Source organism: Terriglobales bacterium, assembly GCA_035651655.1.
GTDB lineage: Bacteria > Acidobacteriota > Terriglobia > Terriglobales > Acidobacteriaceae > DASRFG01.
On record DASRFG010000023.1, the window covers coordinates 406,070 to 430,634 of the forward strand.

Annotated in this window: 20 protein-coding genes; 4 read left to right on the plus strand and 16 right to left on the minus strand. The window is 56.8% G+C overall.

All coding sequences use genetic code 11. The features are described 5' to 3' along the window. Positions 1-17: 17 nt before the first annotated feature. The 4 genes from VFA76_10215 to guaA form a co-directional block, all read right to left on the minus strand. On the minus strand, positions 18-767 hold the full coding sequence (locus VFA76_10215; GenBank protein ID HZR32209.1) for a methyltransferase domain-containing protein: 750 nt from the start codon (positions 765-767) through the stop codon (positions 18-20). 98 nt (positions 768-865) lie between these two features. Further along, positions 866-1,207, minus strand: a complete 342-nt coding sequence (locus VFA76_10220) for a hypothetical protein (protein ID HZR32210.1) — start codon at positions 1,205-1,207, stop codon at positions 866-868. 91 nt (positions 1,208-1,298) lie between these two features. Then, complete coding sequence (locus VFA76_10225) at positions 1,299-1,538, minus strand: hypothetical protein (GenBank protein ID HZR32211.1); 240 nt, start codon at positions 1,536-1,538, stop codon at positions 1,299-1,301. A 196-nt stretch (positions 1,539-1,734) separates the two neighbouring features. Continuing rightward, positions 1,735-3,285, minus strand: coding sequence for a glutamine-hydrolyzing GMP synthase (gene guaA / locus VFA76_10230; protein ID HZR32212.1), 1,551 nt, complete (start codon positions 3,283-3,285; stop codon positions 1,735-1,737). 193 nt (positions 3,286-3,478) lie between these two features. Between guaA and glpX the strand changes: the two genes are divergently transcribed. Further along, positions 3,479-4,519, plus strand: a complete 1,041-nt coding sequence (gene glpX, locus VFA76_10235) for a class II fructose-bisphosphatase (GenBank protein ID HZR32213.1) — start codon at positions 3,479-3,481, stop codon at positions 4,517-4,519. 92 nt (positions 4,520-4,611) lie between these two features. Here the strand turns inward: glpX and VFA76_10240 are convergent, their stop codons facing one another. The 11 genes from VFA76_10240 to VFA76_10290 form a co-directional block, all read right to left on the minus strand. Next, on the minus strand, positions 4,612-5,838 hold the full coding sequence (locus VFA76_10240) for a N(4)-(beta-N-acetylglucosaminyl)-L-asparaginase (protein HZR32214.1): 1,227 nt from the start codon (positions 5,836-5,838) through the stop codon (positions 4,612-4,614). 114 nt (positions 5,839-5,952) lie between these two features. Continuing rightward, the gene (locus tag VFA76_10245; protein HZR32215.1) at positions 5,953-7,119 is read right to left on the minus strand and encodes a hypothetical protein; all 1,167 of its coding nucleotides are present in this window, start codon (positions 7,117-7,119) and stop codon (positions 5,953-5,955) included. A 24-nt stretch (positions 7,120-7,143) separates the two neighbouring features. Further along, the gene (locus VFA76_10250; protein HZR32216.1) at positions 7,144-8,193 is read right to left on the minus strand and encodes a sigma factor-like helix-turn-helix DNA-binding protein; all 1,050 of its coding nucleotides are present in this window, start codon (positions 8,191-8,193) and stop codon (positions 7,144-7,146) included. A 168-nt stretch (positions 8,194-8,361) separates the two neighbouring features. Beyond that, entirely contained in the window at positions 8,362-9,507 is a 1,146-nt protein-coding gene (gene mqnE, locus VFA76_10255; GenBank protein HZR32217.1) for an aminofutalosine synthase MqnE, read from the minus strand. A gap of 36 nt (positions 9,508-9,543) precedes the next feature. After that, a complete protein-coding gene (locus VFA76_10260) occupies positions 9,544-10,407 on the minus strand; it encodes a UbiA-like polyprenyltransferase (protein ID HZR32218.1) in 864 nt (287 codons plus the stop codon). Between the two features lie 57 nt (positions 10,408-10,464). Beyond that, a complete protein-coding gene (locus VFA76_10265; protein ID HZR32219.1) occupies positions 10,465-11,013 on the minus strand; it encodes a DUF1572 domain-containing protein in 549 nt (182 codons plus the stop codon). A 62-nt stretch (positions 11,014-11,075) separates the two neighbouring features. Further along, on the minus strand, positions 11,076-11,885 hold the full coding sequence (locus VFA76_10270; protein HZR32220.1) for a BON domain-containing protein: 810 nt from the start codon (positions 11,883-11,885) through the stop codon (positions 11,076-11,078). A 109-nt stretch (positions 11,886-11,994) separates the two neighbouring features. Continuing rightward, on the minus strand, positions 11,995-12,663 hold the full coding sequence (locus VFA76_10275) for a protein-L-isoaspartate(D-aspartate) O-methyltransferase (GenBank protein ID HZR32221.1): 669 nt from the start codon (positions 12,661-12,663) through the stop codon (positions 11,995-11,997). A gap of 74 nt (positions 12,664-12,737) precedes the next feature. Beyond that, positions 12,738-16,802 (minus strand): translocation/assembly module TamB domain-containing protein, encoded by a 4,065-nt coding sequence (locus VFA76_10280; GenBank protein ID HZR32222.1) that lies wholly within the window; start codon positions 16,800-16,802, stop codon positions 12,738-12,740. After that, on the minus strand, positions 16,799-17,479 hold the full coding sequence (locus VFA76_10285; GenBank protein HZR32223.1) for a SurA N-terminal domain-containing protein: 681 nt from the start codon (positions 17,477-17,479) through the stop codon (positions 16,799-16,801). The genes VFA76_10280 and VFA76_10285 overlap by 4 nt, the downstream gene beginning before the upstream one ends. Further along, on the minus strand, positions 17,479-20,694 hold the full coding sequence (locus tag VFA76_10290; GenBank protein ID HZR32224.1) for a POTRA domain-containing protein: 3,216 nt from the start codon (positions 20,692-20,694) through the stop codon (positions 17,479-17,481). Before VFA76_10290 ends, VFA76_10285 begins: the two co-directional genes overlap by 1 nt. Positions 20,695-20,888: 194 nt before the next feature. Here VFA76_10290 and VFA76_10295 point away from each other — a divergent pair, with 194 nt between their 5' ends. The 3 genes from VFA76_10295 (at position 20,889) to VFA76_10305 (ending at position 24,170) form a co-directional block, all read left to right on the plus strand. Beyond that, positions 20,889-21,920, plus strand: coding sequence for a ThiF family adenylyltransferase (locus VFA76_10295; protein HZR32225.1), 1,032 nt, complete (start codon positions 20,889-20,891; stop codon positions 21,918-21,920). A 63-nt stretch (positions 21,921-21,983) separates the two neighbouring features. Further along, positions 21,984-22,595 (plus strand): hypothetical protein, encoded by a 612-nt coding sequence (locus VFA76_10300; protein HZR32226.1) that lies wholly within the window; start codon positions 21,984-21,986, stop codon positions 22,593-22,595. Between the two features lie 129 nt (positions 22,596-22,724). Beyond that, positions 22,725-24,170: an APC family permease gene (locus VFA76_10305; GenBank protein ID HZR32227.1), complete on the plus strand. Its 1,446-nt coding sequence runs from the start codon at positions 22,725-22,727 to the stop codon at positions 24,168-24,170. Between the two features lie 4 nt (positions 24,171-24,174). Here VFA76_10305 and VFA76_10310 read toward each other — a convergent pair whose 3' ends face one another. Continuing rightward, positions 24,175-24,552 (minus strand): EVE domain-containing protein, encoded by a 378-nt coding sequence (locus VFA76_10310; GenBank protein HZR32228.1) that lies wholly within the window; start codon positions 24,550-24,552, stop codon positions 24,175-24,177. Positions 24,553-24,565 lie beyond the last annotated feature (13 nt).

Genomic DNA, 24,565 nt, shown 5'->3' on the forward strand with positions numbered 1-24,565 from the left:
GCAAAAAGCGGGCCTTTTTACTTCTGCGACAAATAATAGAGATCGTACCCAGGGTGATTGTCGGGCGAGGGTGGACGCACTTGCACGCCATCAAAGAAGCGAATGTTGCGGAACCCCGCAGCTTTGAGTTCGCGCCGAATTTCCGCGTCCGACCACCAGATGTGCGGTATGCGCTCTTTGTGGCGGCGCCAGAACGTGCCCATAGGTATGAACCAGTCCAGGGTCACCGTCCCGATGCCACGGCGCTTGTCCAACTGGCCGCGAAGTACGCAAAGGAACTCGGGCGACTCGAAACAGTGTGCCATCTCCGGCAATGGCGCAAAGGCAAGCTCGCTGTTCAGATCAAAGTAGAAGAATCCGCCAGGATTCAGCGCTCGCCAAACGGAATGGAAAACACGCCCCAACTCGCTTTTCCGGGTCAGATGATTGATCGCTGCAAACTCGCATGTCACCAGGTCCACTGGCTGAGGCAACCGAAAATTTCGCATGTCCCCGTGCAGTACGCGCCCGGATAGGCCATTTTTTCGCAGCCGATCCCGTGCCACTGCGCACATCCCCGAGGAAACATCTACGGCGTAAACTTTTTTCCCCCTCTGCGCAAAGTCCACAGCGGTGGCGCCGGTCCCGCAGCCCAAGTCACAAACAGACTGCAGCTTGGGCAGAATTTTGCCTAGGATCTTCTGCCTGGCGTGGCGGTTCATCTCCGGCACCCCAGGCATCAGTTGATCATAGAAGCGCGCCAAGAGAGCGTAGGGTCGGGAGACCATCTGAGTGCCTATCTCCGGAGTCCAGCGCCGCTGCGGCGCGTGGTTTCACGTTGCTATAAGACTGGATCAGTGCCTTCAAGGCTTACGCGTTACCTGAATCAGGCGACTGCCTGGCTTACGGTATTCACCCATTGTTCGGGCTCGTAAGGGTCGGCACAAAAATCGGCCAGCTGGAAGCGTTCTGAGTTGGCGGACTGCAAAGCGACGATGCGCGCGTGAGGCATGTTGACCTTCACCCATGCCAGCATGGCTTCTATTTCCTGGCGGGGCGCGGCATGGCCCACTATTACTGCGTCAAAATCTAAGGGAGGCTGGAGCGCAAACACCTCCCGGCTGCCTTGCACGGAGATCACCGTATAGCCCGCCTGCTCAAGCACCATGCGCCGGAGCTCCAGCATGTTGGCGCTGTACACGATTGATAAGACTTTCTTTCGACTCATGTTCTGCTACTCAGAATTGTATCCCACCATGCAAGGGGGTTCCCCTACACCCCATTCCCAAGAGGACGGTGCATCGTTACGGCAACCCCCATTATGCCGCTTGCTTGGGCACATCTTGCTGCGGTGGCGCCGGCGTGTCGGTCTTATCTGTCTTGAGCGCCTGGTCCGCCCAACGCAAATAACGCTGCACGTCCGCAGTGTTTTCCCCAAAGGTTTGGATCTGCATCATTCCTTTGTCCAGTGGTGTGAGCTCTACGCCGGCATCGAGTTGGGGCGAAGCCGTCGGAGACGGTTTGGGAGGGTTGATCTTGCGGCTAATTCTAGATTTCACACTTCGCCCCCGGGACTTCGGCCAGTTCTTGTCAACTTTGATGACTATAGAGGGCGAGTGGTGTTGCCCGCGTCTGAGAATTTTTTTTGCCCGATTCCTTGGTACCTTTTTGCACAGGGAGTTAGGCAAACTTACGGAAACTTGTACGCGGCATTGCGAGGAGTGGGTTGAAGGTTAGCTCTCGACAACTAAGCTGCTACTCCCACTCAATCGTGCCTGGCGGTTTGGAGGTAATGTCGTAAACCACGCGGTTGATACCTTTGACTTCGTTCACCAATCGGCTGGAGATGGTCTTCAGGACTTCATGCGGGAGCGGCACCCAGTCGGCAGTCATGCCATCTTCGGAGTGTACCGCACGGATCGCGCAAGTGTATGCGTATGTTCGTTGATCGCCCATGACGCCCACAGACATCACCGGTAGGAGCACCGCGAAAGATTGCCAGATCTTATGGTAGAGTCCGGCGTTTTTAATCTCCGTGACAACAATGTCGTCGGCCTCCTGAAGAATAGCAATACGCTCCGGGGTAACTTCGCCGACAATGCGCACGGCCAAACCTGGCCCGGGGAATGGCTGCCGCTGAAGGATTTCCTCTGGCATGCCAAGATCGCGGCCGATTTTGCGGACTTCATCCTTAAACAAATCCTTTAAAGGTTCGATAAGTTTGAGCTTCATCTTCTCCGGCAGGCCGCCGACGTTGTGATGGGTCTTGATGGTCTGCGAGGGCCCGCGCACGGACCGGGATTCGATCACATCTGGATAAAGCGTTCCTTGAACTAAGAACTCTACGTGGCTGTGTTCATGCCTGATGCGGTCAGCTTCCTCGTCGAAGACTGCGATAAATTCGTTGCCGATGATGCGCCGCTTTTTCTCCGGATCGGTCACCCCCGCCAGCTTGGAGAGGAAACGCTCGGAGGCATCCACCGCAACCAAGTGCAGCCCAAGCTTGTCACGCAGGTTCTGCTGTACCTTTTGAAACTCGTTCTTGCGCAGCACCCCATTGTTGACGAAAACGCAGGTGAGTCGGTCGCCTATAGCCCGGTGTACCAGTGTGGCCGCCACCGAGGAATCAACCCCTCCGGACAGAGCGCAGATGGCGCGACCTGTGGGGCCCACCCTCTTGCGGACTTCTTCGATGCTGTCCTCTATAAAGCGCTGCCCTGTCCAGGTCGGCTGGGCAGCACAAATGTTGAGCGCGAAATTGCGCAGGATCTCGTTTCCCAGACGGGTGTGGTGTACCTCCGGGTGGAATTGCACAGCCCACCATTTCTGCTCTGGATTTTCGATTGCCGCCACCGCATTGGGGGACTTCGCCGTCAGATGGAAGCCCGCGGGCAATTCGACGGCTTCATCGCCGTGCGACATCCAGACGGCCATCGCTTTGGGCAGTCCCTCAAAGAGTCGCGAGCCATTCTGCAGTTCCACATTGGCATGGCCATACTCGCGCTTAGCCGCGGGCCGCACCTTACCTCCCAGCTTGTGAACCATGTATTGCAGCCCATAACAGATGCCCAGCACCGGCACACCCATGCTGAAGACACGTTGATCGGCGGCGGGTGCGTCTTGGTCATACACGGACGAGGGGCCGCCGGAGAGAATAATTCCTGCAGGCGAGTAACGGCGAATCTCTTCTAGCGAAGAATTACAGGGAAGAACCACCGAAAAAATATTTTGTTCGCGGATGCGGCGCGCAATCAGTTGCGAGTATTGGGCTCCGAAATCAAGGACGACAATAGAGTGGGCTTCCACAATCAAATATCTCAAATGGGATACTCCAGTGTAAAGCAGAAAAGTGGATTGCTGTCGTCGGAATTCTGCATTTTGCCGCCGAACGCGTGGCCCAGGGGGCAGAGCTGCTCGCCTTGACCAGGGTGCATCCAAAGGCGCATGATGCGCGATGCTTTGCGCCAATCGGCGGAGCATACTAGCAGTGGAGGCAATCATGGCTACTCAGGTAACAACTAACCCGAAGGCGCTCGCCAAGAGCTATGGTCACAATCTGGAGAGCGACCTGGCCCTGGAATTCCTGCGCGTGGTGGAAAAGGCCGCAATTGCTTCCGCCCGGACCATGGGAAAAGGAGATCGCCATCTTTCGGACCAGGTTGCGGTTGAGGCCATGCGAAAGACCATGGATACGGTGCCGATGCGCGGCACCATCGTTATCGGCGAGGGCGAGCGCGATGAAGCCCCCATGCTCTATATCGGCGAAAATGTTGGGGCTGAGTTTCCCGGAGGGTTTGGCGTCCCGGAAGTGGATATTGCGGTGGATCCGCTGGAGGGCACGAACTTATGTGCGACCGGCCAGCCGGGGGCAATTACGGTGCTGGCGGCTTCTGAGCGGGGCGGGCTGCTGAATGCTCCTGACTGCTACATGGACAAGATTGTGGTCGGACCCTCTTGTCATGGTGCTGTGGACCTGGATGCGCCGGTTAAAGAGAATCTTCAGAGTATTGCCAAGCGACTCAACCGAGATGTTGATGATCTGGTGGTCGTGGTACTCGACCGGCCTCGCCACGAGAAACTGATTTCCGATATTCGCGCGGCGGGCGCGCGCATCCGCTTGATCGGCGATGGCGACCTCTCGGCGGGTATTGCTGCCGCGGTGATCGGGACTGGCGTCCACGTCGTAATGGGCTCTGGTGGTGCACCCGAAGGCGTGCTTACGGCTGCGGCCTTGCGTTGTTTGAACGGCTACATGCTGGGGCGGTTGATCATTAACACGCCGGAACTTGAGGCACGCATCGCCAAGATGGGCATCAAGGACAAGAACAAAATCTACAAAGCCGAAGAGCTGGCTCCTGGAAAGCAGATCATCTTCGCTGCCACCGGCGTGACTGACGGTTCGCTGATGCGCGGAGTGCGCTTCTTTGGAGAGGGCACGCGAACGTCGTCATTGATCGTCACCAAGGCTACGGGGAAAGTACGGTTTGTAGACAGCATTCACCTGGAGAATAAGCCGGACATCAAAATCAGGTTCGCTTAGATCATCCTCAGCGGCTAGAGCAGCTCTGCCGATAGCGTGCCCGCGGCGTGGTTGACGCCTCGTCTTTTTCCAACACGTCTATTCCAAAGCGTCTATTTGGGGATCTCCGGCATGGGCGGCCATTCCTGCGATGCGCCATTAAACACGGCCACGGTTTGCTCCAGCCGTTTCGTCCCATCATGAATTGCGATCTTGTGGGGTTTCCCAGGCTCGTAGCCAGTCCAAAGCGAGACACCTGCGTAGGCCCCATCCTTTCGCAAAATGTAGTAGACCATGTCCACAAAACGCAGCCGGGTCATGTCATTGTTGTAATTGCGAACAATGCGCTTGAGCGCGTCCATGCCGGCATCAAACGGCGACATCCCATGGCGCATGTTCTCGATAATGGTGTGCGCACCGGCGACTTTAATGTTTTCTTCCCCACTGCCGGTCGCGCCCGCAGAGCCCACGTCCTGGTCGGTATAGCAGCCCGCGCCTATGATGGGCGAGTCGCCACAGCGTCCCGGAAGCTTCCAAGAGAGGCCGCTGGTTGTGGTGGTGCCGGACATTTCACCTTTCTCGTTTAATGCGGAGCAATGGATCGTGCCGGTTGGCGGGAACAAGACTTGCCGGATCGCACGCATGCGATGGTCGGGCGCAATGCCCAACTCTGCAGCGATCTGCTCCAGCTTCTGTATCTTTTGCTGAATCGCGGAGATCGGCGGAGCCGACCAGGAAGCCGCCTGCTTTTGCTCCGGTGGCCGCCAGCGCCGATCCGCCAAGCCTGGGCCCCACCAGTCGCGCTCTGAATTAAACTCTTTCCATAGCAGCCAGGTTTTCCGCGAAGGCTCCGTGAGCAGGTTCTCGCGAGGAAATCCCAGCGCGACTGCAAACTTCTGCGCGCCCTCGCCCACGAGCATCACGTGGCCGGTGTGCTCCATCACGCCGCGCGCGACCAGCGAAACATTCTTGATTTCGCGGACTCCGCCCACCGACCCAGCACGTCGCGTCGGCCCGTGCATGCAGCATGAGTCGAGCTCAACCACACCTTCTTCGTTCGGCAGGCCGCCCAGGCCGACGCTCTGATCGTTGGGGTCGTCTTCGGGCCCCTTCACTACGCGCAATGCGGCTTCCAGCGTGTCGCCGCCGCTGCTGAGGATCTTGTATCCATCGTCGAGGTAGTTAAATCCGTTGGCGGCGCAGACCAACACTGGCTTTTTCGCGACCTTCTGGGCGCCGGCAGCCGAGGGCTGACCCTTTGCGATTTGTTTGGCTTCAGCGCTGAGAGCAACGGCTCCTAATGCAGTGGTGGCAATGAAATCCCGTCGCGAGATGGACATGAGCCCTCCTGAGCGGAAAACGCAGAAGCATATCAGGGCGAATGGGAAGTCGCCAGTGGGGCGGGTTCAGTTGGAGGTTTCCAGTGCGGTTTTCGCTGGAGCGCGAGTGCTTTTTCAATCGCCGGCTTGTTTCAGATTAGTGTTTTGGTCGGCGCGGAAGCGTAACAACGCCGCGATGTGGCCGACTTTCTCGAACTCCGGGTCCTGTTCAACGTAGATGATCCCGATGCGATTGCGCACCGCCTTGCCGACCAGGGCATCGGAAATGTCGCTCAATTCGCTGGTTGGATGGTCGCAGATCGCGCAATTGGGCCCGGGATGGAAATCGAGATGCCCGCAATTGGTACACTCGGAACCGGGCGCTTGGAATTTATCACCCAACAACAGGGTCTGCACTTCTCCCATCTCCAGTGAGTTCAACACATGCCGCAATCCGACCGCGCCGCGCCCATCGCGACGGGCTTCGCCAATCGCCTCGCGGATCGCGGCTTCGCGATAGGTGTTACGGTGATCAGTAAAGACTTCGCTGGCCCGATCCCGTACTTCCTCAAGCGTCGCGGTTGCAGTATCTGCGGCAAAGCGTCCTACCAGATGCTCACGGACATACGGATGCAGATGCGGTTCGATCTCCGGCCAGGTCTCGTCACGGCAGCCAATGATGAAGTTCTCGCATGTCCCAATGTCGTATAGCGCCTTCAATCGCTCAGCAACGTTCTTGAAGTGATGCATGGCCTCGTGCTCCACATGGCGTTCGATGTGGCCGGCGTCGTACCCTGCGAACCCGTCACTACGTCTGCGAGGCAGGTTGTCCTTGATGTCTTTACGTTCTTCGATCTCATCCGACGACAGTTCAAAGAATCGCGCCAGTTGGCGGTCCACCAAGGCCACGCATGCATGCGAAAGATTGCTGAGCACCCGCGCTAGCGGCCGCAGATGGAAGCGCCGGTTCAGGGCAAGGCTGCTCCCCGAAAGCAGGGGCGGGAGATCGAACTCGCGCCAGAATCCCTGCTCAGAAGATGCAAATACCGCCTTCGCATGGGAATGATCGTTCTGCAGTGCTTCCGCAACCTGGATAATTCGGTCCAGATCGGCGCGCGCACAACGGTGTTTACCGTCCTTCCCTGCCTCGCGGAGCGCGTTCTGCACTAGGTCCTTCGCCAGTATGGCCTCTTCACGGTGCGATTTGTTTTGCGGTGTTTGCGGCTGAAAGTAGAAACTAAGAGCGCAACCTTGCTTTGACTCAAACTGTGCCAACTCACGGATGTCTTCGCGACGGATCATTCCTTATCTCCGAATGGACGGATGCTATGCAATCTTGGAGTGCTGCAGCAACAAATCTTTGAACTCGTTGGGGATAGGTAGCGATTTCTTCAGGTGCTCGCGAGCGGCAAGAATAGAAGCACGCACTTCTTCCGGCTTGCGGTCTGTAATGGCAGCAATCTCGTCCACGGTGAAACCCTCGATGGCATAGAGAATAAATGCTTCCCGGTCCGGGGGAGCTGCGCTCAAGAGGGCCGATTCCACCAATGTAATCATCTCGTCAGAGGCGGCCACATCTTCGGGGGTAGCGATCCGCGGATCGGGGATGACATCTTCTGCCAGTAGCTGCTCATCGGGCTGGTGAAATTCCAATAATGGCTCGTCACTCGCGAGGATGTTCTGGGACCGCAGAGAGTGCTCAAGGGGAACATCTTCCGATCCGTCTCTGGTTCGGCGAGAAAGGCGATCAATGGCGCGGATCGCCAACCGGTAAAGCCATGGCTCGAGCGCCAGCCGCTCCGGTTTTTCAATGCCCTCTCCCAGAGCGTCAGCTATGGCTTCATCAATAACTTCCTCTACCTTGAGTGAATCCGGCCGCAGCTGGCCAGCACTCTCCCGATAACGCAATTCGCGCTCGACAAAGCTCTTCAGATTGTCGAGATTAACGTCAATGTAGCTCCTGATGTCCTCTGGCGAAACCATCGGCGGCTGAACCGCCGCTACCGTCTGCTCAAATGGCACTTCCGGCTCGCGCCGGCTACGTTCCTCGCGCCCGCGCCAACGAGGAAACTTATGATGGCTGCGGAGATGGTCCTTGTGCTTGGTGAGCTGCTGGAGCAGGTCGTCGAACGCCGACTTCAGGGCTGCCGTCGCTACTGGGGCACTCTGCTGGACCGCCATTTGGCCCGAAGGCAAGCGCAGGTTGAGCGAAACAATAAAACCCTCGCGGACAGAGTTGTGCTCTATGACTCCCTTCAAGTGCACGAGCTCGGGGCGGAACACCTGCAATCTTTTCTGCAGCTTCTCGACGTGGTGATTAATTTCTTTTTCGATATCGGGAGTCTTATTAACCTTGTAACTGACGTGGACGTTCATGCAGCCTCGAAGACGGGTGGAGGACCCGTGTTGCTGAAGTCCCTGCAATTGGGATTTTACACCTGTCTCTGTAGAAGCGCGTAAGAAGTCACAAGTTGCTTTTCGGAGCTGGGATAGAGTGCTAAATCGGGAGCGCAGGGAAAAAAGCGGGGTGGTTAATAGATTGCTCTAGACGGCAACCGTCACCGAGGTCTCTGTCCGCTCCACCGGCCTATACAGAGTGTCGCGCTCCACGGGAGTACGCCCGGCTTCGCGAATCAGACGAATCAGATCTTGGCGGCGCAGGCCTTGCGGCGTAGTGGCGCCAGCGTCGTGATAGATCTTCTCCTCGATCACGGTGCCATCGAGATCGTCGGCGCCAAATCGCAGCGAGATCTGCGCTATCCGCGGGGTCAGCATCTGCCAGTAGGCCTTGATGTGGGGGAAGTTGTCGAGCACCAAGCGGCCGATAGCAATTTGGCGGATGTCGAGCATTCCGGTTGTCGCGGGCAGATGCTCAAGTGCGGTATTGGGAGGATGGAATGCCAGAGGAATGAAGGTTTGGAATCCTCCAGTGTCATCCTGCAGAGCACGCAGTTTCAGCAAGTGGTCAACCCGGTCTTCGTCGTTTTCCACGTGCCCATAGAGCATGGTGGCGTTGGACCGCAACCCCAGCTGGTGTGCTGTTCGCGCAGTTTCCAGCCACTGGTCGCCATCAATCTTGTGGTCGCAGATAATGTGGCGAATGCGGTCGGCGAAGATCTCAGCGCCACCCCCGGGGAGTGAATCCACGCCCGCTGTCTTCAATTGCTGCAGCGTTTCGCGGATAGAGAGCTTGGCGCGCTTGGCAAGGTAGGCAACCTCCACCATCGTGAAGGCTTTCAGGTGAACGTTGGGAAAGCGCTGCTTGAGGCCAGACACCAGATCGAGAAAATACTGGAACGGCAGGTCGGGATGGAGCCCACCGACGATGTGAAATTCTGTTACCGCCTCGCTATAGCCGGAAGCGGCCGTCTGCCAGGCTTCCTCGAGCGCCATGGTGTAGGCGCCTGGCGCGTCTTTCTTGCGGCCAAAGGCGCACAAACGGCATGCCGCCACACATACGTTCGTAGGATTGATATGGCGGTTAACGTTGAAGTAAGTATGGTCGCCGTGCAATCGCTCACGCACGTGATTGGCTAGCCAACCAATGGCCAAAATGTCGGAAGAACGATACAGCGTGAGCGCGTCGTCACTATCGAGCCGCTGGCGATTGAGCACTTTTTCCGCGATGGAATTCAGCCGCGGATCGTCAGTCTGAAAGGCGTGTGCCGGAAGCGCTTGCGCAGGAGCCACGCAACTATGATATCGCACGGCAGGTCCTAGGCACAGCTAGCGCCGGCGTAGCACGTCCGCGGCAATGAAAAGGAAGAACACCACCGAGATCGCGCCATTCATGGTGAAGAACGCAGCATTCAGCTTGCTGAGGTCATCCGAAGAAACCAGCGAGTGCTCGTAGCCGAGCAACAGACCAACAGCGATGACGCCTAGAGCCGCAACCACCCCCAGATGAAAAGCCCAGATCAGCGCCACCAATAACAACAGCATTGCAAAGTGAAACAGTCGCGCCAGCAGGAGAGCGCGGCGGATTCCCACATAGCGAGGAATTGAGTGCAGCCCATGGCGCAGATCGAAATCGTAATCCTGGCAGGCGTAGAGCACGTCGAAACCGCCTACCCAGAAGGTCACAGCTGCGGTAAGCAACAGAATTCTAGGATCGAGCGAGTTGCGTACCGCAATCCAGGCCGCGGCCGGCGCAATTCCCAGGGCGAACCCGAGCACCAAGTGCGACCAGCGGGTGAAGCGCTTGGTATAGGAATACAAAAGCAGCACCGCCAGCGCCACCGGTGAGAGCAGTAGCGCCAGGCGGTTGAGTTGCGACGCGGCTACCACGAAGACGGTACAGGAGAGCAGCACAAATCCGCTCACGAAACCGCGAGAGAGAGTGCCTGCCGGCAAAGCGCGAGTCTGGGTGCGCGGATTAATGGAATCGAGATTAGCGTCAGCCAAGCGATTGAATGCCATGGCTGCTGAGCGCGCCGCTACCATGGCGACCACAATCCAGCCGAGTTGCCGGCCGGCCGGCCATCCCCTTGCCGCCAGCATTGCCCCGCACAACGCAAATGGAAGCGCAAACACCGAGTGCTCCCACTTGATCATCTCCAGTGTGGTTCGCAGATTCCGAAAGGCGGGCACAAGAAGATTCTAATTTATTGAGCGGTAAATGCGATCCGCGCGAGCAAGTGGCGATCGCTAGCGCTGGCTGGCTTCCCCCGCCAGCACTTTAGCATTGAAAGCAGCGGATTTGTTGCGTGGCACAGTTAATGATTTCCATTGGGCGCTTTGAAAATGTTTGCACAGAAACACAATCTGCCCGACATGATAGGCATAATGGGCGATCTGGCGGTTAATGGCTTGCATCACCGAATGTGCCTCGCCGCGGATGGTGATCTTGCGACCCAAATCCGCATCCGAGAGTGGCCGTAGCGCTGCAAAGAGCAAGCCCCAACCCTCTGCCCAGAGTTTCATAACGTCTTCACGAGTTGCTGGCGGATCTACAAACTCGCTGTCGCGGTTGCGGTCCGGCTTCTCTCCATCACTGTTGAGAAAGTCTGTCCAGCGTGATCGCATGTTCCCGACCATGTGCTTCACTATGATCGCGATGGAATTCATCTCATTGTCTTGCACTGCGAACAACTGTTCGTCGGTGATCTGCTCCATGGCCCGCTCGGCGAGTTTCTTGTAATACCCGAAAACGGCAAACGAATCCTCGAGATACGAGGTTGTGAAGGTGTGAGGCATTTGAAGATGGTAGCAAAAAAGGGCACGGCAGAGTGTGCCGTGCCCTTGATCGAATCGCCGCCTTACTTCTGTTTGTTTTCTCCCGCAACTACCAGTTTGTCATCCACGCTGAAGACGCCGGGCACAGATTTGGCCTGGGTCTCGGCGATTTGTTTGTCCATCTGGCTATCCACCACGCCATAGAGCGTTACATGTCCGTTCTCAACCACAATGCGAATTGGAGCCTGTGGATCCATGGCGTACCTCTGCAGGGCCGGGTGGCCGTAAATGGCTTGGGCCAGCCGGATGCGCAAGTCGTCATCGAAGGGTGATGTCGGTTGCACCGTGATGTTGTCAATCACACCCTTTACCCCGGGTGTGGTCTCGATAATCGCCAGCGCGGAATCGCGGCTGGGATAATCGTGCACCGAACCGCTCACGGTCACGATTCCGTTCTGAACGTCAATGGATAAAGCGTTATAGGCGACCCCGTACCCGACGCGATCGTAGCGCAACCTTTCCGCCAGTTTTTTTCGCAAGTCGTCGTCGGAAACATTGCTCTGCACCTGGATTTCGTCTCGAACGCCCTGTACGTGGTCAATACTGTGGGCCTTCTTCTCGGCGTCCAGTTTGTCAATCAGCCGGTTAACATTCCCGGTGAGGGTGACTACACCGTCCTCGACCGTGGCGTGAACTCCCTGAAATTGGCTACGACCTTGGAGGTACTTGTTGATATCACTTTGGATCTGCTGATCGTATTTTCCACCCCCGGTGCTCCTGGCATCTTGAGTGTTACCCATCGCGGGTGTGCTGTTCGTGCTCTGTGCCAGCAAGGGCAGCGCCATCGCGCCAACCAGCAGCAACAAAAGCCAATATCGCTTTCTCCGCATCATTGTCTTTCCTCCTAGCTAACTATGAACCGATAGACTAGATGTGAATGTGAGCTCAAACGTTTTCTGAAGAAACAACAGAAGTGCGTGAAAGCCAAACGAGAATCGCCGGTCACCATCCCGAGGGAAAACCTTGTGACCCCACCAGCGGGACAAAGCGGCAGCCCTCCGTTGCAGTCACCACAGGCGAGCCGTTCTGCTTGCGGACAAGCTGCAGTTCCTGGGCTTGTGAATTGCCCACGGGCACCACCATGCGGCCGTCTTCGCGTAATTGGGACAAAAGAGCAGGCGGCACATGGGGCGAAGCTGCGGAAACAATAATGGCATCGAAGGGCGCGAAAGCCTCCAGCCCCTGGCTGCCATCTCCAATCTGGAGAGTAACGTTGGCGTACCCTAGCTGCGTCAAGGTTGAGCGAGCCACACCGGCGAGGGACGCGTGTCGTTCGATGGTGAAGACCCGTGAAGCAATTTCAGCCAACAGCGCCGTCTGATACCCGGACCCTGTTCCCACTTCCAACACGGTGTGAACTGGCCTAAGGGCTAGCATCTGAAGCATGACGGCCACGATATAAGGTTGGGAGATGGTCTGCCCCTCGCCGATCGGAATGGGATGGTCTCCATATGCCTGGTCGCGATACTTGGGAGGGAGAAATTCGTGTCGAGGAACTTTCTGCATCGCAGCCAACACTTGCGGATCGCGAATGCCGCGACTGACCAACTGCTCCTCGCACATGCGCAGGCGCTGTTCGGCAAATGGATCGGATTGGCCGTTTCCGGACATCAGCTCAGGTTCCGCCTTACTTTCCGGTTTTCGCCAGATGCTGGCAAGTGAAGGGCCGAGCCCACCTTTTCTGGTTACTTCTTCCGCTGCCGGATCCGCACATCGAAGCTGACCACGCCGTTCTGATCGCGGAGACCGATCACGGATATACTCCGTGTAAGCCAGAACTCTGCCTGGACTACTTGTTGCGAGGTCTGGGAGACGTTCGTGATGTAGGTTACGGTCAGATTATTCGACACCTGCTGCTCTATTGTGACCCGCGTACCGGTGGCGTTGTTCTCGACCCCTGCCTCTGGATCTACCTTGATTCGGCCCACCCCAAACAGCTTCTCCAGACGATTGCTGCTGCTCGGGGCGAGAGCTTCGCCAAGAATCGCGCTGGAGGCGCTTTGGGTGAAATTGGTGCCGGGCTGCTGTTGTATGGCGGTGTCCTCGCGGGTACGTCCCATGGCGATCAGCGCAATAATGTCAGCCGGGGGCAGTGGTGGATCGGAACTGTAGGTCATGCTCAACTTGTCGGGCGGTCCGTGGAAACCAAGAGTGATGTCGTAGTCGCGGACACGGGATGTAGCCTGCAGGTCGAGCACTGGCTGGATCCTGACCGGATTCGCGAAAGTGATGTCACCCCGCTCCATGTGGTACTTCGTGCCATTGAAGGAAATGTCACCCTGCGCAATATTGACGCGGCCCAGAACAACCGGGGTAGCTGCGGTTCCTCGCACTCGCAGGTCAGCATCCCCGGAAAGCTTCGCCGAGGCAGTTTGCACCTCCAGTTGCGGCGCGGTGGTGATATGCACGTCAATTTTCAGGTTATTGAGCGGTGACTTGGGATTAGAAGTAACTGCCGCTTCCTTCACACGCGCCAGGTACTGAGCGAAATCAAAGTCCCGGTTTACCGCAAAACGCGTGACCAGGATGTTGCCCGAGAGGAGCGAACCCGAAGGCGATCCACTCAGACGCAAGTCAAGATCGGCGGTGGAACTCATGCCAGGCGGATAGCGAAGCCGAATATCGTTCCCCTTGGCTGTGAGGTCGAAGTTGATCTTATTGTTGTAAGCGACAAAACCTCCCAGATTGAGCATGCCGCCACCGGTGCGGGCACTGAGGGAGCGGATCTGTAAACGATCTTCATTGAACGCCAGGGTCCCGTTGATTTCATTGAAGCCACTGGGCAAGTCAATGTAGGAAATGGCGCCGTTCTGAATGCTTACCTGTCCGTGCGGGTGCGGCTCATCCATGGTTCCGTCAAGCCGCACTCGAACCATCATGAGACCTGAAGAGAGGTAATTCGGATTCAGGGTTTGAATAATGGTCAGGTTAACCTGGCCGTCTGCCCGCAGATCAACCTTGCGTTCGCCGCTGAATTGAGCCGACCCGGAAGCAGTAACGTCTGTACCGTTACCGACCAGGTGAAGACTTTCCAAGGTAAGTGTGCGCTGTTCCAATGCAAAGCGGAACGGTCCACTGTTCTGTAGCTTAACGTTTTCCACATCAGAGGAGAATTGGTCAACGTTCCCCTTCATAGTTAAATCGCGGAAACGGCGTAGGGAGCCCCTCAGCGTTATCGTGCCCACGGTAGAAGAGTGACCGGTAATGCGGCCTTTCAGGTAAGCATGCAGCAAGGGATCAATATCGAGTCGGCTAAAGTTGAGAGTGAGGTTGGCGGGAAAATCGTCGCGCAGTCTGACATCACCATCCACGTTGAGAGTTGCGTGTTCGAAGTTGGATCGGGCAGCCAGATGAAGGTTTGCACCATGAGTGACTGCGTCCGCTCTAAAGTCGCCTTCGGACTCACCGTCCAACAACACGTTGTGCAGGTCCAAGCTTGCGTTCACCACTGGGGCCTGGGGAGTACCCGTGCCTTGTGCGGAAAAGCCCAACTCGCCTTCCACGCTCAGCCGTGTGGTCTGGAGTTGCCGGATCTTCGCGAGGTCGAACTTCGACCCTTGCAGGTTGAAGCGGAATCCATTGGTTTTTAGGCTATACGCCGCGTTCCCGACCACGCTGGCCGGCGCGCGACGCAGAACAATATCATTCACCTGCGCCTCGCCGTTTGCGAAAAGTAAATCAGCGGTGAGGGAGTCCACGGGCTCGCCCGCGATGGTGGCATTGCTGATCCTGAGTTGGCCGTTGCCATGTGGATCGAGCAGTGTGCCAGAAGCGTTGAGCGAAAGATTAACCACCCCCGTCACAGGATAGTTGTATCCGGCGAGCGACTCCAGGTTCTCCAAGCTGGAATTATGAACGGCCAAGCGGGCGGAGAATGTGTTGCCGATAGTGAACAGGAAATTGTGGAGAGCGGCACTGATGTCGAACTCGGCCTGGTCCCTACCACGCCGCAGCACTCCACGTCTCACACTCACCGCCATTGGGGAAACCGTCAGATCGGTGGAGAGCAGGTCCCAGTGCACCCGCTTGAGGGTCGCTGGTGCGGGAACCGTATGCGGGGGCACTACGCTCTCAAAATTCGTGGCTTGCAAATGTCCGGCCAGAATTGGCTCCGCGCTATTTCCACTGGCAATCCCTTGGAAAGTGGCCGGTCCGTGCAACAAGAAAGGAAGATGTTGTCCCCGCACAGCTGCAATGGCTTGCCATTCGGCAAGATCACTAGTCGTCGCTGTGAGTTTTAAGTGGGCAGCAGAAGGGTCCAGGGTACCGCTTGCCGATAAGCGGCTGGCCGGAGTACTAAGCGTAAGTTGGGAGAGCTCGAGAACCTGTGCTGCCGCGTGATAGTTTGCCCGTAAACCGCCTCCCACCGGCAGCTGTGCAGGCGTCGGATGCGCCGAAGGAGCGAAGCTCAAGTTCATAGTCGCGTCTGCATATTGCGGTGAGCGGTGCCAGGAAACTTTTACCCCGCCGGAAGCACTGCCCGCGAGATTGAGGTTTTTAAATGCCAATGTGGGCGTAGAGAACACATCTGCTAAGCCTTCCAGGGACAATCCTCCGAGTTGCAGGCTGGCACTGCCCTGTTGTTCGAGGGCCGCGGCCTTGCTTTGTGCCGCCACCGAGGAACGCAGCGCTGCAGATTTCTCGTGGAGGGTTGCACCGGAGCGCCAATTCACCACTTGCGCATCGCCCGTTATGCTTCCTCCCATTGTCCGCCCGTGAATGGCGGAAACGGTTAACCGGTCGTTGTCGAGGGAGTAATCCGCAGCGGCGCTACTGAGGTGAACGTGGGCGGGAAGGATGGCGTAGTCGACATCACGCACCAGTACTCTGCCCGCACTAGCATACTGGCCCCCACTGTAGGAGAAAGTACCGTTGAGATCCAGGACTCCGCCGCGGAATTGCGGAGCGCGCATCAGCGTGCCCAACTCGGCAAGGTTGAGGTTCCCACTGAGGGCGGCCTTCAACGTGGGTTGACGAAAATTTCCTATACTGCCGTTGCCGACTAGCCGGGAACTTCCCGAGGCCCATCGAATGCTCTTCAGTTCTGCTCTCGAGGCCCACAGACTGAACTCCGCGTGTACCACCGACGCAAATGGCCGCCAGTTGCGCAACTTTGTGTCGAGCTTGCCAATATGAATACTGCCGTCATAGCGGTTGCCCAGAATGCTGTAATCCATGGCGGCGGTTAGATCGCCGGCAGTGAAATCGAATGGGATTTGACGATCGTTTACCAGCAATATTCCGTCGCGTAAATCGAGACGGGAGATAGCAAGTTCGAAGAGATGCTCGGCGGGACCTTTAGTTTGTGAACTGAATTTGGGAGTCGGCTGGTTGGTAGAGCCATCTGGATACGTGATCACATGGATTACAGGGTGTTCAAAGCCGACATGACCAAGGCCCAGGTCGCCGCCAAAGAAGGAAATAATCTTCAGACGCACCAGGACGAGATCGGCATGAATAAAGGGGATTTCCCCATGGGCCTCGCGGCCATGGATCGTCAAGTCCCGAGCCACAAATTGCAATTTGGAAAGGTTCCAGTGAAACGCAGAAAGCTCAACCTGGCCGCCGGTGATGCGCTCCAGTTCGGCTACTACCTTCTTCCTTACCAGAGAATTGAATTCCGCACTGGTCAGGTACCAGGCGGTGCCGACGAACAGAAAAACAAGGCCCATGCCCAGCAAGGCCAGCACCAGAGTCCGGGTGCGGGAACGTCTGGGCAGCTCCGGCGCCTCGACTTCGCCGGGGATCATCGCACGGCAACTCCCTCCTCAAGTGCACTGGGCACACGGATACGGCCCTGTTGCCGCAGGTCGCGTATCCATGCATTCAGAAGCTCGTCCATGCGCTGTTGTGCCAGCAGATCCCTTATCCTGGGGGAAGCCTCTGCAAGAGGTACTTCGTGCACCCCCGATTTCCGCAACTGTGGCAGGAGTTTCTCGCGGTAATAAGCCTCAATGCTATCTCGATCCACATGCACATTGGGACGCAGCCTGCTCTCCACGAGGTGGGTGAGATCAAACTGCAGCCTGATGTGCTGCCGCAACACTGGTTCGCTAAGCGCGTATTTTGCAAGATCTGCATTCCACGCTGACCCGTCCTGAGCGCCCAAGTAGGTCTTGCGAATCTCTCGCAGACGTTCTTCTATTTGCTGAGCGGGAACCTGTTCCTGTTCGGAATCCTTCAACTGCTCCCGCAGCAGTTCCTGATCAATCATGCGGTCCAAAGTGGCTTTTCTGTCCTGAGGAGTAAAGCTATCCAGCGAACGGTGATTGACGAATGCCTCGTATCGGACAGCTTCATCCCAATCGCTTTGTAGAATCGGGTGACCATTGACGGTGGCCACAATGCGCTCCACAACCTGGCCGGCGAAGGTTGGCGCAGCAGTCACCAGAAGAGCCAGTGCGATTTGGAAGAAGCGCGTGCGCATTAAAACGTCTGCCCAATACTGAAGTAAAAATTGAAGTGCGATGCGGTTCCGACACGGGGCAGCACACATGTGCCTCCCCCAATATTGATCAGCGGGGGCTTACACGCCGGGCCCGTCACAACCTGTCCAGGGGACAACTTGCCAATGGGAAACACCGGCGGATTCAGGTTGTACCCGAGATCAAACCGGAGGGGGCCAATCGGCGTCTTGTAACGGATTCCCGCACCCAGGGCTTGAGAGATGTAATCGAAGTTGCAGGTTGTCCCCGAGGAGAGATTGCAACCACTTCTGTCCTGCCGAAACCGACCCAATCCTTTCAACATACCATCCGCGGTTGTAAAGACATTCCCGGCATCGTGGAAGATTGCGAAGCTGAGGTTATTCTCCAAATAGGGCAGGGAGACCGGCGGGGTACGAAGCTCCAGGTTATTTATGAACACCGCGTTTCCGCCCAAAGGTTCGCCGCTGGCTGCGTCGCGCGGCCCTGCCTGATTCAGGCCGAAGCCACGGTGGGAATTACCGCCGCCCGCCAGGAAGCGTTCGGGCAAGGGTATCACGTCGCAGGTAGGATTGTTGACCGCCGGGTTACCGGCAAGGTTCTCGCACGAAGGGTTGTTGCCGGGAAGATTCTGCACCGAGAGGTTCTTGCCAAACAGGTTCTCGATGCCAATGCGGGTGGAGCGTGCAAATACCCATTGCTGAGTGCCACGCTTGTTTTTCTTGAAAGGAAAATATGTAGAGTTCTGTATTAGCACGCGGCTGAAATTAGCCTGTGAACCGAAGAAGCTTGCAGCCACCCCGGTATCAAAGGTGGTGTAGTTGCCTTTGTGGGTCTCAATTGGGTTGTCACGCTTATCGCGGATATAGGTGAACGTCGGCATTCCTACCCGTACCGGTTGTGAAAGGAGCGGAATAAGATTGGACGAGACCACCAGGTTTGTGGCCTGAACACGGCGGTAAGTAAAGCCGTAAAGCAAGGTGGAAATTCTGCTCGCGCTTTGGGAAACCTGCACCGAACCCTCCAACCGCTTGGAAGTAAAAGTAAGAACGTCGAAGGTGTTGTCGTAAAGCGCGGTGAAGATCAACCGCAAGCTGGGATCGTTCAACAACCGGGGCGCATCATAACGGACCAAGGCGCGCTGCTGCAGATTACCGAAGTGTGACTTGAAAGAGATAGTGTGGTCGCGGCCCCGAAAATTCAAACGAGTGATGGCAAACTCGACGCGAGGACTGGCTCCGGTTTTGCCCTGAGGATTGTTGGCCCCGGCGGGCTGGCCAGATTGGACTTCCAGGCCGACGCCGTACTGAAACGTATAGCGCTTGCTCTCCTGTACCCGCATTAGAACATTTTTGTCCCGCGCTTCGCCGTCCGGATTCTGCACAGCAGTATCCACCTGATTGAAGATCCCGAGTTCGTAAAGCTTCTGCTGCGATTCGTACATGTCTTGCTGGCTGATGGGATCTCCGTGACGGACTGTGATGTCGCGTTCAACCACGTAGGGCCGGGTGTGCTCCAGACCGTCCACCAAAACTCGATTCACAAAAAACTGCTGGCCCTCTTTGATGGTGTAGGAGACATTCACCTGATTGGGCTGGACGGGAGATGGAACAGCACTGAATTGAAACACCGCATTGGGAAAGCCTCGGTTGAAGTACTCACTGAGCACGGCTTCGCGGTCCTGCGATACTTTGAAGTCCGAGTAAGGCTGTCCCACTGTGTTTTGAATTCGTTCCATGAGCTGATCTGTAGGGATGGTGTTGTTCCCCGCGATTTGCAATGCAGCTACGATGGTCTGCGGGCCTTCATCAATCTGAAAAGTAACCGCGATGCGGCCCTCTTCTCCTTTGTAGTTATCCTCCACACGGGGATTAACCTTTACCTGCCGAAAGCCATTGTCCTGGTATAGGCCCTCTATCCTGCTTACATCGTTCGCGAGCAGGGCCTGGCTAAAGATCCCGCGAGAGAACACACGTCCTGCAGGCTGGATCTGCATGCGCTCGCGGATCAGGTCGTCTGGAAAACTGCGGTTTCCGGCAATTACAAGATCAGCAAGCCTGTGCCGGATTCCCTTTTCCACGATGTAAGTCACAGCCAGGTGATTGTGTCCGGGATCGGGATCGGTGCGGACATTGACCTCAACATCAAAATAACCCTGGGCCTGGAAATAGTCGCGCAGGTTGCGCCGGCCCTCGTTCAATAAGTCTTCATCCACAGCATCTTCTTCGTATACCGGAATGTATTTCTTCAGTACTCCGCGACGAACGCGTGCGCCTTGCACAGTGATGTCAACCGTGGGGCCGGGCTGGATGAGCAGAACGTAGCTTACGGCGTTGCTCTGCGGCTGGAACTGCTGGCTAGTGACCGAGACCTGGGCTTCCAGAAAATTCTTCTTCTGGTATCGCTTGCGTAGCCGGCGCAAGGCATTGTTGACGACCTGCGAACTGACCGGGTCCCCGGGATGAATATGCGCGATTTCGAGAAGCTCGGAATGGCTATACAAAGGGCTTCCCTTCACCGTAATCTCAGCCACATGTGCCTGCACCCCGGACTTCACGTAAAGGGTGATGTTTACCTGCTGGGTCGCGGGATCCGGTTCCAATCCCTCGCGGATGGTAGCCCCATAGTATCCGTTCTCCTGCAGGAGCAGGCGCATGCGATCAATGCCGCTGTGTAGCTTCTCGCGGGTAAAAAGCTCTCCCAACTGGAGCTTGCAGGCGTTCACCAGCTGAGCGCTGGTCATGTTGTGGGGGACACCCTCCACATTGACCAAACCCACGAAGTAGTTTTCTGTGGCAACGAATACAAGGGAGAGCTGATTCTGTGTGTCGCGGTCAGCCAGAACCTGCACATCAGCAAAGCGACCGGTGGAAAACAGCGCCAGCACACTGTTGCGGACCTTGGCTGGATCCAATGGCTGATCAGGCTTCTGTAGAAGCAGTGCGCGGACATGCTCAAGATCATCTTTTTCAAAGCCTTGAAATTCAATATTACGTACGATCATTCCTTCATATTCGCGGACCGCATCCAGCGGGGGCAACGGCTCTGTGACCGAGGTTGAGTCTTGGGCTACGCTCGCGCCCGGCTGTTGTCCGGAAGGGCGAAGGACGGACGAAGTGTCGGAGGAGAAATCATCCTGCCGTGCCCGGGCGGGCATAACCACGGTGATCGCCAGGAAGCTCAGCGCTGCCAGTGTTCTGACGAGGGATGCCGTCAAACAGACTCCTTGACCCTTGGTTCGTTCCGGGCCCTGACTGATGTAAGTTTCGCTAGTCGGATGAAAGTACCCGCCGGAATTGTTGTACTCCCAATTTCCCACAACCGGGTACAAACCGCCATAGCTGCGACCCAGCGGAAGTTCCTAGCCCTATAATAGCGGCTGGGAAATCCACCTTTAGCGGGAGTTTGGTCATGTCCTTCGAGGATAGGTACTCGCGTCAAATCCTCTTCCAGGGCATTGGCGCGGAAGGCCAACGCCAACTGGCAGCCTCCCGGGTCGTCATCGTGGGCTGCGGAGCAACTGGCTCCGCGGTGGCGGCGCTATTGGCGCGTTCTGGGGTGGGCACGCTCCGCATCATTGACCGCGACTATGTAGAACCCAGCAACCTGCAGCGCCAGACCTTGTTCGATGAATCCGATGCGGCTGATTCCCTGCCTAAGGCCACGGCAGCAGCCAGAAAAATTAGCGGTTTCAATTCGCAGATCGTCGTCGAGCCGCAGGTTGCTGACCTCACTCCCAGCAACATCGAGACCTTGCTCTCCGCCATGCATCTGGTCCTCGATGGCACGGACAACTTCGAAACCCGGTACCTGATCAATGACTTTGCCGTCAAGGCCGGTCTCCCGTGGATTTATGCCGCGGCAGTGGGCAGCTACGGCGCGACCATGAATATTGTGCCGGGTGAAACTGCTTGTCTGGCCTGTGTTTTTCCTGATCCTCCCCAAGGAACGCTTGAGACCTGCGACACGGCGGGCATTCTGAATACCGTCGTGAACATGGTGGCTTCGATTCAAGCCACGGAAGCCCTGAAGCTGTTACTTCGGCACAAGAAACCGGACGCCCAAAGGACCCTGCGGCGAACTCTCTTGTCATTCGACCTCTGGTCCAATCAGCGCTCAGAAATCGGTGCCGGCCAGCCGGTTCCGGGCTGCCGCGTCTGCGTTGGCAGAGAGTTCGTCCATCTCGCCGGCGAGCACCGGCCGCATATCACCCTTTGCGGACGTAACTCTGTACAGATTCATGAGCACGAGCGGGACGTGAATTTTGTCGAAATGAGCGCAAGGCTCACTCCCCATGGGACCGTCCGCCACACCGAGTTTGTCCTGAAATTTTGGCGGGAACCCTATGAAATGACGCTCTTTCGGGATGGCCGGGCCATCATCAAGGGAACCACGGACACCAAAGTAGCCAGAAGTTTATATGCCCGCTTTGTAGGAACTTAGCTGACTTTTGGCATCTATTGGTTTAAGATTCGCGTCGCAACGAAAGTGGGTTAGGAGGAGAGTATGCGTGGCAAGGCTCTGGGTAGGGTTCTGACAGTTTCACTAGTGGGAATATTGCAGCTTATTCTGTTGAGTCTCTTTTTGAGTGCGCTTTCTGAAACTCCGGCGCAAGCCCAAACCTGGGTCTCCAATACCGGCTTTGCCAGTAATCGCATGATCTGGAACATGCCTAATGCACCCCTGATTGGCACGCCCGTAGTGGATTGGGCAACCCCGGCTTCGCCTTCTCCGGCAGGCGCCACGAGCGCGACGCCGGGCTTGGCCGTAGGGGCGAGCAACGCTACCGTCGTTGACCTCGGCGTGGTGAGCACCGCTATCATGACGCCACCCGTAACGCTGCCGGTTTCGGTGGCAGGCGTGCCTGCGGTAGGCACGGTGGAAAATACGTCAAGCGCGCCAGAAGGGCAGACATTGGCGCAAGCGAGAGGTCCCGCCCTTGACTTTGGGATTGGAAGCTTTAACGACGCCTACAACTTCCCGTCGTTGAACGGCCGCAGCCTCGCTGAGGTGGCGAGAGAGATTCGCCAGGAGGTGAAACAGCATCCCGCCCACAAGGTCTACACCAACGACGACATCGCACGACTGAAGCAGCCCACGAACGCCATGAATCGCTAAGACTCTTAGCTCGAGAGGGCGCGGCTTGGCGCTGCGCCCCACTCACGTTTCCACAGAAGACAAACCGGCCGCCATTCTTTTCCTGCTAAACTCTCCGCGAGCCAGAATGTTCCCCACGAGAACAGAAATTTGAAATCGCCAGCCACCCCTCCAGACGTGAAGTCACAATTACGTCGGGAGATGGGACTCTGGGACGTCTTGCTGTTTAACATCGCCGGCGTGCTCGGGCCGAGGTGGATCGCCGCCGCAGCCCACAACGGGACCTCCTCAGTAAGCCTGTGGATGCTGGCGGCGCTGCTGTTTTTTGTTCCAACTGCATTCATCATCGTAGAGCTTTCGACCCGCTATCCGCACGAAGGTGGAATCTACGTCTGGACCAAAGAGGCATTTGGAGATTTTCACGGCTTTGTATCCGGTTGGTGCTACTGGATCTACACCTTCTTCTATTTTCCGGGACTGCTGCTGGCCAGCGTAGCCATGTCCGTCTACATCGGCGGTCCCAAATATGCCTGGCTGGCGGACAATCGCGCTTACGAAGTCGGCGCGTCTTTTGGCTTGCTTTCAATTGCGGTGGTCCTCAACCTGATTGGCCTTAACATTGGCAAGTGGCTGCAGAACGCTGGCGGCGTGGGTACTTATGTTCCGCTGGTGATGCTGGTCTGCGTGGCGGCTGTCTTAGCCTCGCGATTCGGCTCGGTGACTCACTTCACCTGGCACAACGTGCTTCCTCACTGGGATTGGGATACGGTGGGATTCTGGTCACAGATGGCATTCGCATTCAGCGGTATGGAGCTGGTTTGCTCCATGACCGAGGAAATCAAGAATCCACAGCGCACTCTGCCGCGCGCCACGCTTGGCTCAGGGGCGGCGATCGCCACCATCTACATTGTGGCCACCATCGCGGTGCTCACCATTGTGCCGGCAAACGAAGTTAATGTTCAGAACGGCGTCTTCCAGGCGGTCGGCCGGGGTTCTGCGTTACTGGGCGTCGCCGCCTTGGGCATGATCGCTGCCATGCTGGTGAGCCTGGGCAATGCCGGAGGCGTAGGCGCAACCGTGGCAGGAATTTCGCGCATTCCATTTGTGGTTGGCATTGATTGCTATTTGCCCAAAGCTTTCGGGAAAATCCATCCCCGCTGGCGCACACCCTATGTTGCCATTCTTGCGCAAGGATTAATTTCGGGCGCGATCCTGCTGGTATCGCAAATCTCGGAAAGCATTCGCGGCGCTTATCTGGTGCTGGTGAATGCGACCATTATCATTAATTTTATTCCGTTCCTCTATATGTACACGGCTGCCATCCGGCTGGCCTACCGTCCTGACCGGAAGACCAACACCGGCGCGGTACTCATCCCCGGCGGAAAACTGGGGGTTTGGGTCGCGGGCGTATTGGGTTTCGCAGTGACCGCGCTCTCCATTGTGCTTTCTCTGATCCCCACACTGGATGTTAAGGACAAGGTTCTATTCGAGTTCAAAGTGATCGGCGGCAGCGCCGTCGCGATCGGCATTGGATTGCTGCTCTATTGGCGGGGAGCGAGAAACAAACGGAGGAACTCCACGCTGGGCGTGCGCTGAAAACTCAGGAGCGATTCAGAAAGCGGTACTGTGCATCAGTAAGCGGCACCACCGATAATCGTCCCTGACGCAGGAGCGGTGAGGTTTCAAACAGCTTGTCGGCTTTGATTTCCGCCAATGTGGTCGGCTTGAGTTTCTTCCCTGCTTTGATCGTGACTTGCGGATTTTTGGGATCGCCGGCGTCCACTTTCACTACCGTAGCTGTCCCGACGGTCTGGCGCTCGTCGCCGGTGTGGTAAATCACCAGCTCTTCTCCCGGGGTCATCTGGCGCAGGTTCTTTACGGCAACCGGGTTGGTGACGCCGTCCCATATAGTGGTTTTATCGCGCTCAAGATCAGAAAACGAATATACCGAAGCCTCAGTTTTTAAGAGATATGGCATCGTGTCCCCATTC